The following is a 13,565-nucleotide window of genomic DNA, read 5'->3' on the forward strand; positions in this document are numbered from 1 at the left end:
GAAAATCAACATCATTAAAACCTTCGGGTAGCTGTGGTCGACGAGACATCTGTTCTAGATAATGCATGGTAATGATGCCTAAGCATAGTTGGCGGCAGCTTAAGGATTTAGAAAATGCGATTGGTATGAAGTATGTGGCAATTATAGAGTCTAATCACAACAAAATGAATTTTTATTCACTTTTTTGTTGATTTTATCCAGATCATGCCGGAGAATTCAGCCATAAATATCAACAGGCAAAAAGAAGATTCAGGCAATGGGCATCGCAGTACAGAGCCTAAGCAAATCCTTTGGTGACCACCAGGTACTGAGGGATATCAGCTTCAGCATCAATAAAGGTGAAACAACGGTATTACTGGGCTCCAGTGGTGCGGGCAAAAGTACGCTGTTACGCATGCTGAACCTTCTTGAAAGTCCGGATCAGGGCACTCTCAACATAGCCAACATGGAATTTACTTTCCACAAAGGCCAAAAGCCCTCGCCCTCCAGTGCATCGGCAAAAGCCTGTCAGCTGAGACGCAAAGTCGGCATGGTCTTCCAGCAATACCATCTGTGGCCGCACATGACGGTTCTTGCAAACCTGATGGAAGCTCCCGTACAACAGGGCATATCCAAAGCAGAAGCCAGAGACAAGGCCATTGGGCTGCTGGAACGGATGGGCCTGCCCGATAAAGCCAACGCCTGGCCTTCCTCCCTTTCCGGTGGCCAGCAGCAACGGGTAGCTATTGCCCGGGCGCTGATGCTCTCTCCAGAAGTATTACTGTTTGATGAGCCTACTGCCGCACTGGACCCCGCCATTACCAATCAGGTTGTGGAGATCATTAACGAACTGCAGGCCTCTGGCATTACCATGGTGGTGGTGACCCACGAAGTCGACTTTGCCCGGAAAATTGCAAGCCGCGTAGTCTATCTGGAAAACGGGGAAATTGTCGAGGAAGGGACTGCCGAGCGATTCACCGCCCCACAAACCAGTGCCTTTAAAAGTTACCTTCAACATTAATTAAAAACCAATCAACAACAACTGCTTTCAAGAACAAGCTGTCAGTAAGGAAAGCCCGATGAAAAAAATAGTTGCCGCTGTCGCCCTGGCCAGTGCCGCCCTCTCCTCTGTTGCTGTGGCTCAGGAAACCATTCGCTTTGGTATGGAAGCGACCTACCCCCCTTTTGAGTTCTTTAATGAAAAAAATGAACTCACAGGTTTTGACGTTGAACTGGCCAACGCTATCTGTGCGGAACTGGATGCCACCTGTGAGTTCAACAACCAGCCTTTCGACAGCTTGATCCCTGGTCTGAAATTCCGCCGGTTTGATGCGGTCATTTCCGGCATGGACATCACCCCAAAGCGGATGGAACAGGTTGCCTTTACCCAGCCTTATTATGAAAACTCAGCCATTTTTGTTGCTGGCATCAACAATGAGTTCAAAGAGGCCAAAGATCTCATTGGCAAAACTGTCGGTGTGCAGAATGGCAGTACCCACCAGGCTTACCTGATCGACAAACTGGAAAAACAGGGCGTGAAAACCCGTCCATACGACAGCTACCAGAATGCCCTGCTGGATATGACCAATGGTCGGGTGGATGCCGTTTTTGCCGATACGGCGGTCGCCCGTGAGTGGCTGGTTCAGCAGAGCAAAGGCCAATACCAGACCGTGGGTGAAGAAGTGAAAGACGCCAATTACTTTGGTATTGGTATGGGCATCGCGGCCCGTAAGGGAGACCCCCTGGTTGAGAAGCTGAACACAGCGCTGGCTCAGGTAAAAGAGAGTGGTGTTTACCAGCAGCTTCACGCCAAGTATTTCAACTCCGAGAAATAACCGAACCATCTGATAAGGAAAATGTCTGGCGCTCTGAATAGACAGAAGCACTTTCAGACTCGAACCACAAAGGCATAGAACCACAAAGAAAAAATTAAACTGTGACATGCGCAGTTTGATAACAAACAGAGAGCTTTGTGTCTTCTTGCCTTTGTGATTCAACTTCTTTCAACAGACAGTATTTAAAACACCCCCTGAAAGCGGGCCCCCACAGACAGGGAAGCCTGAACTTGATGATCCGATTGATATAGTGAGGTAACTGTGGGCCTGACCGCTCTCTTCGCCGAAGCGACCGTGATGACCCTGGGGCTGGCCCTGTCATCACTGGCTCTTGGCCTGTTCATGGCCATCGCGTTTTCGCTTGCCGAACTCAGCCGTTTCAAACCTCTTGCGCTCGCCACCAGTACAGTGGTTGCCATATTGCGTGGGCTTCCGGAAATCCTGGTGGTCTTTTTCATCTACTTTGGCTCAACCCATGCCATATTCCTGTTAACGGATGAGTTTATTGAAGTCAGCCCGTTTATTGCAGGTACTATTGCCCTGTCGTTAATTTATTCGGCCTACGCCTCGCAAACGCTTCGCGGCGCTTTTATGGCTGTTCCCAAAGGACAGGCCGAAGCGGCAGTGGCTCTGGGGATCAGCCGCTTCCATTGTTTTTTCCGCATCATTCTGCCGCAAACCTGGCGTCACGCCCTGCCCGGGTTGGGAAATCAGTGGCTGGTACTGCTAAAAGATACAGCACTGGTTGCCCTGATTGGCGTCCATGACCTGCTGCTCCAGGCCAAGATGACCGCTGCCAGCACCTATGAGCCATTTACCTGGTATGGTATTGCTGCCTTAATCTACCTGGCAATTACCCTGGTCAGTCAGAACATACTGGAGCGCATGAAATCCCGCTCTAATCGACATTTGACGTCCAGTCACAGCACAACTGAACCGCCTGTTGAAAAAGCAGTAAGCCACAGTGAGGCCACGGCATGAATCTGGAATATTTACCGGAGCTACTTAAAGGTCTTGGCACCACACTGGAGCTGACCCTGGCCAGCCTGTTTACCGGACTGATGCTGGCCATCTTGTTCACCATCGTCTTATCCCTGAAAGTAAGAACACTGAACTGGCTGGTCAGACTTCAGATTCTGCTGTTTACCGGCACCCCGCTGCTGATCCAGATCTTTCTGATTTATTACGGCCCGGCTCAGTTTGATGTCATCAAAAGCAGCATATTCTGGCCCTGGTTAAGCCAACCCTGGTTCTGCGCCATGCTGGCACTGGCACTGAATTCAGCCGCCTATTCCACTCTGCTGTTCAAGGGAGCCATTGATGCAGTGCCAAAAAGTGATTGGGAGGCCTGTATGGCACTGGGCATGACCCACAGGCAGGCATTGCTACGGGTCATCCTGCCCCATGCAGCCCGCCGTGCCCTGCCCGCTTATGGCAATGAGATTATTCTGGTTATGAAAGGTTCATCTCTGGCCAGCACCATTACCCTGATGGATTTGATGGGCTATGCTGCCAGACTGAATGCACAAACCTACGACACATTAACCGTGTTCACCATGGCAGGACTGATCTATCTGGCCATGACCGGCATTCTGACGCTGCTGATTCGGTTCATGGAACACAAGGCCTTAGCATTCAGTCGCTCTTAAGTGATTTGACGTTTCCGGGTGCTTAGCTAAAAGGTGAAAGTACCCCGGTGACTTTTTTTTTTGAACCACAAGTAAGTACGAAGAGCACAAAAACAAACTTTAATGGCTACCTGTAGATTGATTCTCATAGCATGGAACTATTTCCTGGATATAAAGTTCTAAGTAACTTATATCTAGAGGGATTATTTATGAAGCCACTTTCACCTGCAGTGTCGACAAGCTCTGCCAGTCAGGCTATGCATCTGCCCTCCCCTACAGCCTCTACATCTCAACCAAGTACATCACAATCGCCCGAAGTTCTGCAAGACGTGGGCGTATTGGTAAATCCAGCTCTTCTAGATATTCGGTCTTCAGATATACCGGGAAGTGGCGTTACCCCGTTATCATCGCGAGAATTGAGACCATTAAGACCCTTGACATTAACTTTACTGGAACAGCCAGAGGTAGATGAAACTATAGATAAACAAGAGAGGCTTGAGGCAGAACTCAATCAATTCTTAAAGGAAATGAAAAACTGTGATAAAGAATGCCAGGAAGATAGTGATACTTATGACGATGACATTGGCATTGTGAAGAATTTCTTTTCAACTTGTCCTTTCCCTGACTTAGATTGGTTAATGGCTCATAAAGCAGAGTATGAGGAGTTTCTCATCGGAGATCGAAAGAGTATAGTTTTTGAAGAAAAACTTGATGGATTTAATTGTAATTATTGGGATGCTGAATCTAAATATAAAGAAATGGGGCTCTCAGAGAAAGAAATTCAAGATTGCCAATCCCTGGTTCTTGTAACACTCAATTATTTTCCCAATTTGCATGATGATGAAGATAAAGCCTGCTTTAAACATTTCACATCATGTTTCCTAAATGAGCTTTTGAGCCAAGGCAAGGAAGGTCATGAGTTTATGATGGGGATACGAGCTCTCTATAACTGGCCTTTTGAGAATCCTGCTAATAGAAATATGGATGACCTTTTAGATATCTATTTTTGGAATTTGATACGCAAATATAGAACGTCTGACTTTTTAACTACAGCCTTAACAAATGTCCAAGCTGCAATGGGGAATGAATATTCAGAATCAGTTATTGGTCTAGATGTAGTAAAAATCCCCAAAGTAATTTTCCATAAGAGGGCATGGAGTATTGCACCTTATCCGGAGGTTGGCAGCTGTGTAGGAGGAGAGTCCTCTCATCACTGGGGTTCTTGTTGTGGAAGGGCCCATAAAGAAATTCTTATGGTGCAACCAGAAATATTTTCAAACCATGTACGTGCCGATACGGCCCTTCGCTTCTGTCAATCTCTAAAAGATTTTGTAGGAAATAGTAATTTGAACGAAGCAAGGGCTGATCAGCTTGCATGTGTCATTGAAAAAAATATGTCGATCTTAAATCCTATTACAGCTGAAACTGCTGGTAATTTTTTTGAAGCAATCTCCGATGATCTTGAGCTAACCCCAGGGGGAGATAAATTTTATCAATGCAAGGGAAACTATGACAAACTTTTAGCAAAACGATGTAGAGAGAATACACCGGAAGAAAAAACCGAGCCGTCAAAAAGAGTAAAGACAGATTCACAGAGTACTGCTGATGAGTATAATCAAAAAAATAATATCTTCAGATGATAGCTTTTGTTTCATCAAAAAGTTGTCTATCCAGTTATGGGTGGCACAATTGGCATGTGACCATACCACCATTTTTTCATATCGTATGATGGCGAGATCATACTTGAGTATTCAGGTTTCGTCCCCTACCGTTGTTGGGTAGAATCCCCCCCATTTCCACTAAGGTCTCTGCGGTTCAAACTGTAGCCCTGTCCCTTGAAAGCTCACCTGATAATATGGTTTCCCCAATGCTGACCAATGACATGATTTTTGAAGAAACACTGTCCCCTTCCATTGCAAGGCATAGCATGAATGGGCTGCCCATTCTGAAAATTCAAAGTCCAAAGTGCGAGGCGGCAATATCCCTTCACGGTGGCCACCTGATTCAGTTCAAACCGAATGGGCATCAGGATGTTATCTGGCTCAGTAACAAGGCCATCTTCTCAGAAGAAAAAGCGATACGTGGTGGTGTGCCAGTCTGCTGGCCCTGGTTTGGGCCTGTTAGCAGCCCATCACACGGGTTTGCTCGAATCAGCTCATGGCAAGTGCTGGATCACGAAGAAAACGAACAGGCAGTTACCCTTCGCCTGAAACTCAGTGCTTCTAAAGAAACACGAGCGCTCTGGCCCCATGACTTCAGCGCAATTCTGACCTTTACCATGGGAGAAACACTGCGCATTGACCTGGAAATGATCAACACGGGTGAGAACCCCTGGCAATGGAGTGGTGCGCTACACACCTACTTTAACATCGCCGAAGCAACCGAAACCTGGGTTACCGGCGCAGGTGCATCCTACATTGATAGCCTGAAAAATGATCGGCCCTGCGAAACATCAGAAGCCTTAATCATCAATCAGTCCATTGACCGGATTTATACGGCACCGGATGAAACCATTGCCATCCATGATCAGGGGAACCAGCGTATTATCCATGTTCGGAATCAGGGACATAACTCAGCCGTTATCTGGAATCCGTGGAAAGAACTGAGCAGAAGCATGGGTGACATGAGTGACGATGGATACGAGACAATGGTTTGCGTTGAAGCAACCCGGTATGCGAAAGACCTGGCATCGGGATCACTGCTCATGCCTGGGGAAAAACAGTCATTGAGTACTGAAATCAGTGTGACTTCTGCGGAATAATCTGTCCATAGCACATTCCCATGAGCTTCGTGGGAATGCTCTTTTCATGTGGTTGCCGCTGCCAGTATCATCTCCACGGCACTGTCCGACATCGCATCAATGGAGTTTCTGTCCAGATAAATTCCATCGTTTAATAAACGACTCATACCATGTAACATGCTCCAGCTCACCTGGGCAAGACGCAGACAATCGATATTTTTTGATAACTTCCCCTTGCCCTGCCAGCTGCGGATAAGGTCAACATAATCCTGAAAGCAGGCAAAAGAGGCAGACTTCAAACTCTCCGTTGGCTCACCATTTTTCCAGACCGGACGACCAAACATCAGGTCATACTCCTCTGGATGCTCCCAGGATAGATCTAGATAGGAACGAACAAAAGCCTTTAACCAGCCGTTCATATCCCCTGACTGCTCACGCATCAGTTGCGCAAAATGTGTCTGCCACTTCTCAAAACCCTGCTCGGCAATAGCACAGAGCAATGCATTTTTATCTTTAAAGTGATGATAGGCTGCGGTTCTTGAGACCCCTACCCGCTCCGCCAGACTGCGCATGGAAATACCATCCACCCCCTGCTCCCCAATCATACGGGTTGCCTCTTCAAGCAGCTTCTGGTGAAGATTGCCATGGTGATAGGGTTTTCTGGCCGTCATAAGTCGTTTAATGCTCTTCTGTGATTTGCTACAGGATGGTGAAGTCCAGCGTCAATGCAAATTATCTTGACAGTGTCAAAATACCATTTTATCTTGACAGCGTCTAGATGAGGCGTCGAATCACAAGAAGGATTATAAAATGACCACTCCCTACCCACATCTTCTGGCACCGCTGGATCTGGGTTTCACCACGCTGAAAAACCGGGTTCTGATGGGCTCCATGCATACCAATCTGGAGGAGCAGCCTAACGGTTTTGAACGACTGGCGACTTATTTTGCCGAACGCGCAGCCGGAGGTGTGGGACTGATCGTGACAGGCGGTATTGCGCCCAACCAGGAGAGCGGTGGGATGCCGGGTGCTGCCACCATGGAAACCATGGATGATGTAAAGCACCACCAGGTGGTTACAGACGCCGTTCATGAGGCTGGCGGTAAAATCTGTATGCAGATCCTCCATACTGGTCGTTATGCTTATCATCCGAAAAATATTGCTCCCAGTGCCATTCAGGCACCTATCAATCCTTTCAAGCCCAAAGAACTGACCTCGGATGAGATAGACGAGCAGATCGAGAACTTTGTGCACTCCGCAGCCCTGGCAAAAGAAGCAGGCTATGATGGCGTGGAGATCATGGGCTCTGAAGGTTATTTCATCAACCAGTTCATCGTTAACCGCACTAATCAGCGACAGGATGAGTGGGGTGGCGAATACACCAAGCGCATTCGCCTGCCGGTAGAAATGGTGAGCAAGACCCGGGAAAGAGTAGGCTCAGATTTCATCATTATTTATCGTCTCTCCATGCTGGACCTAGTTGAAGGCGGCAGTAGCTGGGATGAGATCGTTCAGCTGGCCAAAGAGATTGAAAAGGCTGGAGCCACCATTATTAATACAGGCATTGGCTGGCACGAAGCCCGTGTCCCCACCATCGCGACAATGGTTCCAAGGGCGGCCTTTACCTGGGTAACTGCAAAAATTCGCAACGAAATCAATATTCCGGTCATTACCTCCAACCGGATCAACATGCCGGAAACCGCAGAAGAAGTTCTGGCTCGTGGTGATGCGGACATGGTGTCCATGGCCCGTCCGATGCTGGCCGATGCAGAGTGGGTAAACAAAGCGGCTGAAGGTCGAGCCGATGAAATCAATACCTGTATTGGCTGCAACCAGGCCTGCCTTGACCATGTCTTTTATCTGAAACCAGTCAGCTGTCTTGTAAACCCCAGGGCATGTCATGAAACAGAACTGAACTATCTGCCAACCAGTGAGCCCAAGAAGCTGGCAGTCGTGGGAGCAGGCCCTGCCGGCATGGCATTTGCCACCACAGCCGCCTATCGCGGTCACAACGTGACGCTCTTTGACGCTGCAGACAAAATTGGCGGACAGTTTAATATCGCAAAAACCGTCCCTGGCAAGGAAGAGTTTGAAGAGACCCTGCGGTATTTTAAACGACAAATCGAGCTTACTGGTGTAGAGCTGAAGCTTAACCATAAAGTGACGGCAGAAGAACTGGAAAGCAGTGACTTTGACGAAGTCATCATCGCCACCGGCATCACCCCCAGAAAACTGGAGCTTGAAGGTGTTGATCACGCCAAGGTTCTGAGCTATCTGGATGTGTTCAAGGGAGCGCCTGTCGGTAATAAGGTAGCCGTCATCGGTGCGGGAGGTATCGGTTTTGATTTGTGCGAACTGATTACCCAGGAAGGCCCATCCAGCAGCCTTGATATTCCTGCCTTTATGAAGGAATGGGGCGTGGATATGACTCTGGAAAACCGTGGAGGCCTGCTGACAGAAAGCGAGCACCCGAAGCCTTCTAAGGAAGTTTTTCTGCTGCAGCGGAAGAAGAGTAAGCCTGGGAAAAACCTAGGCAAAACCACCGGCTGGATTCACCGCTCGTCACTGGCTAACAGGGGCGTGCGTATGGTGCCGGCCTGTGAATACCATAAGATTGATGATCAGGGCCTGCATCTTTCCATCGCTGGAGAGGAGCAACTTCTTGATGTCGATACCGTTGTGATCTGTGCAGGCCAGGAGCCCATGCGTGAGCTTGCTGATAGCATCAGCGGCAAGACGGTTCACCTGATTGGCGGCGCGGATGTGGCTGCTGAACTCGACGCCAAGCGGGCAATCAACCAGGGTTGCCGACTGGCTGCAGAAATTTAGAGCAAGGGCAATGACTTAACCATTTAGGGGGGCATAGTCCCCCCTTTTTAGAACCCTTCCCTGTCAGCCTCCTGCTGCAGGCGGCTTGCCTGATGCGCTATCAAACAAGCTCTTCACCTTTTCATACTTTCCTGGCTCCTTACTCCAGTCACTACGATAGTATTCAAGTAACTTCATAGCGGAGACACCCTTGGAATTTGTGAGCCCCGGATTAGCGCCATTACTGACCAGTAGAGCAAATATCCGATAGGGAACCTCCCACTGAATCGCCATATGCAGTGGCCGCTGGCCACTGCTGTAGTGGTATGGACTTTTAAAAACCTGGGCATTCACCGTCTCTGATGTTACCGCCAGAATCGCTTCAACAGCCTCATCATTCAGGCTTTTGATAGCAGCAACCAGCAGGTCATTCCCTTCAACGTCCAGTGTTTTTACTACTCTGATCGCTTTGGCACGATCCATTGTAGCCAGTCTTTTGACAACACTGCGGGTAAAACCATTAAAGGTAAGAAATGCTTCAAACCCTTTCCCCTTGACCTGAAAATTATCCATCTCTATATCGGTCAACTCACCGCTATCCATTGCCGCCAGAATATGCCCGTCCATAACATCAATCATACTGGTGGAAATCAGCGGTCCCGTTCCTGCTGAAGGCAACTGCCCCTTAAGCCGGGGTGCATCCTTGATATAATCGATCACTTCCCGGCGATCACTGTGATCAGGAAAGATCCACGACCAGATACCCGCTGGTTCTTCCTGAGTGACAGGCAGGCTATTCAGATATGCCAGCAACTCCTGACGCTCTTTTTGACTTCGCGGCCGGGCGCCAAACTCTGTTGCCAGAACAAACCCTTTAACGGGCCATTGCCACTTCATCAATCCACTGAACATGGTGTCATTGCCAGAACCCATCTGAATATTAGGGTCCGCTCCATTCTCCAGAGCAAAGCGAGCCATCTCTCCGTTATAATTACGCAGAGACATGCGCAGCATATTGGCGTGATCCTTATCACCCAGATTAATGTCAGCACCGTGATCAAGCCCCCACTGGGCCAGATGGGGAAAATGGTTAAAAGCAGCAAAAGACAGCAGATGTCGACCCCGCTTATCAGTCTGACCGGAGATAGGAGCGTTGGTTAACTGCTCCTCAGAATGAGCACCTGACTGGAGGACTTCCTCATAAGCTCTGAGAACCACTCTTTCTACGACGGCCCTGGCACTGCGGGCGTCATCCGACTCTTCTTTGAATCTGGGATCGGTATGTGCAAAAGCACTCACCGCAAAAAGCAGAAATATAACTATTGTATATCTTTTAAAATTCAGCATTTATTGCACCCTTTATTAAATTTAATTAGTAACTATGAGACTCCCTATAAAAACCATCCAAACTCAAAGAATTAATTAAAAACCAGAAAAACATGCAGCCATTTAGCAAATAAAAAAACAGACTTAACAACCATTTAAATTAAAATATAAGTAACACTAACCTATTTGTCATGAATTCTTACTTTCCATTGAACCAATCACCAATAAAAACATCAAAATCAAATGAATAATTATTATTAATCTTGATTGATTTCAACTTTTTCTATCTGACATAATTATAAGCCAAGGAGAGTTGGCATGGCTAATCCATTAGAACCGACTATCATTTTTCAGCCAATTATTCCAGCAGGAACAAACTATCACAATTCTGATTGTGAAGAGGCTACCAAAGGATATCTGAAAAAAAACCTTGACCGAGAATACGAGCCTTCATCTCTGTGCCAATACCAAATTAAAAAAGAACACTCTGAAAAAAATAGCAAAAGCAGAGTAAATACAAAAACACCAAAGACCAACCTTTCTTTACTGGATAGCTCCAGCGAAACCTGCTGGTTTAGATCATTTTCTCAGGAATCAAAACTACAAAGGGACGAAAACAGATACATAATGTCTCTGCGTGAAAAACAGCTTAAAAGAAAGCCAGAGCAGTTAAAGGAAGGCCACTGCCGCTACTATTGTTCTGAGGCCCTGAACGCCATGAAAGAGGCTAATTTTGATGAAGCGGAAAGGCTTCTTCGTGCCAGCAAGGATAGTTTGCCTAAAAGACCAACATCATGCCTGAAAGCTCATATTCATGAACTGCGCTTCTATCTGCGACATCTTCAGGGACGTTACAGTGAAGCAATGGAAGCTTTGGAAAAGTCACTGGCACTTGGACACCCTCAGTCTATCTGGAATATGGCCATGATAGAGCTGGGTCTGGTTGATGGTTACCCAGCTTATACGCATCCGGGCCAAGGGCTTGCAAAACTGAAGAGCTTCAAAAACACCCTTTTGACATGGGATTCAAATAAAAACGATGATGCAAGCTTGCTACTATCCCTGGACATACGCGAAACATTGCAAACAGCCTGGAACTCATTTATTCCTCATATGTTAAGAAGTCCTGCCTTAATCGAATTAAGATCTAAAGTATCTGGAATGGTAAGAGAGCTTGATAAAAATATATTCACTGTTGAAGGATTTGGTGTTTTAAAAATGCTTAAACCTGAAATAATAACTTCACCCGGTTTAAAACTGCTGTCCGAATATTTTTGCAAAAATTCTCAGATGAGTAGAATGCTGTGGAAAGATCTACATCAGTTTGCAGAGCAGAGCATGTTGGAGGAAGGGTATTTGACAGCCTCTCAGGAATCGTTTGAAGAATTCAAAGAAATTCTGGCCAGCTATCAATTCGATCACTCTGATATTTTAGCCATTGCGGGAGCAAACCATGAAGAATTTGTTGAAAAAAGCCACTTGCCTGCTGTAGTAAACTTAACGATGATCAGTCATGAATTCACCCTGCGGTATATCGAATGGGCACAATGTCTTCAGCAATCACTGGGAAGCTCAGAGCAGTGCCCATCAGAGATAAAAAGGGATACATTGCTCGGACTGCAAAGCCTGAGAACAGGGAAGCGCTCAAACCCACCGCCTCACTGGATTGCCGACTGTGCCACTACACAGGAGTGGGGGCGTCACAGTTTATGGAATATGCTGGATTTAAGAAACTCGCCTGATTACATTGATGCTGGTTTATTTTGCGCAGAAACCTGCACCCTTAAAGACGGTTATCAGGGAGTCATTATCAAGGCCATTGCTCTGTACCTGAACAATCAGGTCGATGAGGCCATAACACTTCTCGAAGGAGTGGACCCTGAACTCAAGGATGGATCAACCGATTTCATGATTGGATGCTTAAAAGAAATTCAGTACCACTCTTCTGCAAATGGACACAAACAGATTCAAAGCGAACATATCATTTCGCACTATGAACAGGCAGCCGGAAATGGGCTCCCTCTTGCTTTTGCAGAAGCAGGGGAACACTGTATGAGTATGGGAAGCCTTGATTTCTTCAGAAAGGCAATTCTCTTTTTTCAAAATGCTGACACGCAACTCCAGAAATCGAATACCTCTGACCAACCCTCTTATAAAAAACAGATTTCCACATGTCAGCGTGAAATAAAGCGGCTAGAGAAAAAAAAGAGAGATGCACAGAAACGCTGGGCACAACATACAAAACTGCCGGAAAACACCAAACCTGATGATAGCTTTTCAGACTCTTCGGATTCAAATGATAGTGGTATTAATGGCGCCTTCGGGAGGCTTCCATCATCTTCATCTGATTCACTACTGCCAGGTTCAGACTCTGATTTTGATTTAGTACATTCATGCTCACAAGGGAGTAATGAAACCAATGAAAGTCAGCCCGCTCCAGTGAAGACGAAAAGCAGAACCAGGCAGTACGCCATGACTGAAAGTAATTCAGTTCTTTCCCAACCAGAAGCATATACAAGTCTTAATACTGCACTGGATGGTTATCAGCAAGCTTCTGATGAAGACGATCTGGAAGAAATGGAAAAAGCACTTAATGCTGCCAATGCTTTCATAACACAACACACAGCAACCTCCAGACGCATGCAAGTTGCCCAACATAATGCCTGGTTTCACTATCAGTCTCTCAAAGCCATGAGGCTGGTCAGCCCTGCCATGGAAACCACCCATAAAATGGATAGAGTTGAACACTCGAGCCTGTAAATAATTCTGTGTAAACGCCACCAAAACTATTACTCCTTGAACCGGTCAGGAAACATAATTTCAAACCGGTTCATGGCTGCTTTCCAGTTCCTGATCGGCATGGTCCATTTCTCGGAAGCTTTTTCCATGGCCAGATAGATTACCTTCATGACTGACTCATCAGTCCGAAAAATCTTCCGGTTCTTGATCGCCTTACGAATGACGCTATTCAAGGACTCAATGGCATTCGTTGTATAAATCGCTTTTCGGATATCTTCAGGATAGTCGAACAGAGTAATCATACCAATTGAATTTTCTAACTACTGTATAACTGCCCAATCACGGGAGCACAGACTGAACAGTCGACCAGCTTCGCTGCAAAGGTTATTCCAAGCTTCACAGCAACAATCTACAATATTTTCATAACCTGAAAATGCTTTGTTTGATAAGTCATGCTCCCGCATCCACTCCCATAGCCTTTCTGAGCTGTTTAACTCCGGTGCGAATGGT

At 46.8% G+C, this 13,565-nt stretch carries 10 protein-coding genes and 2 pseudogenes; 8 read left to right on the plus strand and 4 right to left on the minus strand.

Annotated features, from left to right (window positions below):
- Window positions 1–256 precede the first annotated feature (256 nt).
- The 6 genes from AK963_RS18565 to AK963_RS18590 all read left to right on the plus strand — a co-directional run bounded on the left by AK963_RS18565 (window position 257) and on the right by AK963_RS18590 (window position 6,203).
- Window positions 257–1,000 (plus strand): ATP-binding cassette domain-containing protein, encoded by a 744-nt coding sequence (locus tag AK963_RS18565; protein WP_066016931.1) that lies wholly within the window; start codon window positions 257–259, stop codon window positions 998–1,000.
- Between the two features lie 58 nt (window positions 1,001–1,058).
- Window positions 1,059–1,814 carry a transporter substrate-binding domain-containing protein gene (locus AK963_RS18570; RefSeq protein WP_066016932.1) on the plus strand — a complete coding sequence of 252 codons (756 nt, stop codon included), beginning with the start codon at window positions 1,059–1,061 and terminating at the stop codon, window positions 1,812–1,814.
- Window positions 1,815–2,075: 261 nt separating this feature from the next.
- Window positions 2,076–2,795, plus strand: coding sequence for an arginine ABC transporter permease ArtQ (artQ, locus tag AK963_RS18575; protein ID WP_238593777.1), 720 nt, complete (start codon window positions 2,076–2,078; stop codon window positions 2,793–2,795).
- The gene (gene artM / locus AK963_RS18580) at window positions 2,792–3,463 is read left to right on the plus strand and encodes an arginine ABC transporter permease ArtM (RefSeq protein ID WP_066016934.1); all 672 of its coding nucleotides are present in this window, start codon (window positions 2,792–2,794) and stop codon (window positions 3,461–3,463) included. Before artQ ends, artM begins: the two co-directional genes overlap by 4 nt.
- A gap of 188 nt (window positions 3,464–3,651) precedes the next feature.
- Window positions 3,652–5,082 carry a hypothetical protein gene (locus tag AK963_RS18585; RefSeq protein WP_139117503.1) on the plus strand — a complete coding sequence of 477 codons (1,431 nt, stop codon included), beginning with the start codon at window positions 3,652–3,654 and terminating at the stop codon, window positions 5,080–5,082.
- A 227-nt stretch (window positions 5,083–5,309) separates the two neighbouring features.
- Entirely contained in the window at window positions 5,310–6,203 is an 894-nt protein-coding gene (locus tag AK963_RS18590; protein ID WP_066016936.1) for a D-hexose-6-phosphate mutarotase, read from the plus strand.
- A 44-nt stretch (window positions 6,204–6,247) separates the two neighbouring features.
- Here AK963_RS18590 and AK963_RS18595 read toward each other — a convergent pair whose 3' ends face one another.
- Entirely contained in the window at window positions 6,248–6,853 is a 606-nt protein-coding gene (locus AK963_RS18595; protein WP_066016937.1) for a TetR/AcrR family transcriptional regulator, read from the minus strand.
- 139 nt (window positions 6,854–6,992) lie between these two features.
- Here AK963_RS18595 and AK963_RS18600 point away from each other — a divergent pair, with 139 nt between their 5' ends.
- Window positions 6,993–9,011 (plus strand): NADPH-dependent 2,4-dienoyl-CoA reductase, encoded by a 2,019-nt coding sequence (locus AK963_RS18600; protein ID WP_066016938.1) that lies wholly within the window; start codon window positions 6,993–6,995, stop codon window positions 9,009–9,011.
- Between the two features lie 63 nt (window positions 9,012–9,074).
- Here the strand turns inward: AK963_RS18600 and AK963_RS18605 are convergent, their stop codons facing one another.
- The gene (locus AK963_RS18605) at window positions 9,075–10,289 is read right to left on the minus strand and encodes an ankyrin repeat domain-containing protein (protein ID WP_139117504.1); all 1,215 of its coding nucleotides are present in this window, start codon (window positions 10,287–10,289) and stop codon (window positions 9,075–9,077) included.
- Window positions 10,290–10,943: 654 nt separating this feature from the next.
- On the opposite strand from AK963_RS18605, the gene AK963_RS18610 reads away from it, so the two are divergent.
- Complete coding sequence (locus tag AK963_RS18610; RefSeq protein WP_139117505.1) at window positions 10,944–13,076, plus strand: PTS lactose/cellobiose transporter subunit IIA; 2,133 nt, start codon at window positions 10,944–10,946, stop codon at window positions 13,074–13,076.
- A gap of 29 nt (window positions 13,077–13,105) precedes the next feature.
- On the opposite strand, the pseudogene AK963_RS18615 reads toward AK963_RS18610, so the two are convergent.
- Both AK963_RS18615 and AK963_RS35590 read right to left on the minus strand, forming a co-directional pair.
- A pseudogene (locus AK963_RS18615) lies at window positions 13,106–13,351 on the minus strand (transposase); the annotation flags it as partial.
- A 24-nt stretch (window positions 13,352–13,375) separates the two neighbouring features.
- A pseudogene (locus AK963_RS35590) lies at window positions 13,376–13,565 on the minus strand (IS630 family transposase); the annotation flags it as partial.

Source organism: Endozoicomonas atrinae (assembly GCF_001647025.1).
Classification (GTDB): domain Bacteria; phylum Pseudomonadota; class Gammaproteobacteria; order Pseudomonadales; family Endozoicomonadaceae; genus Endozoicomonas; species Endozoicomonas atrinae.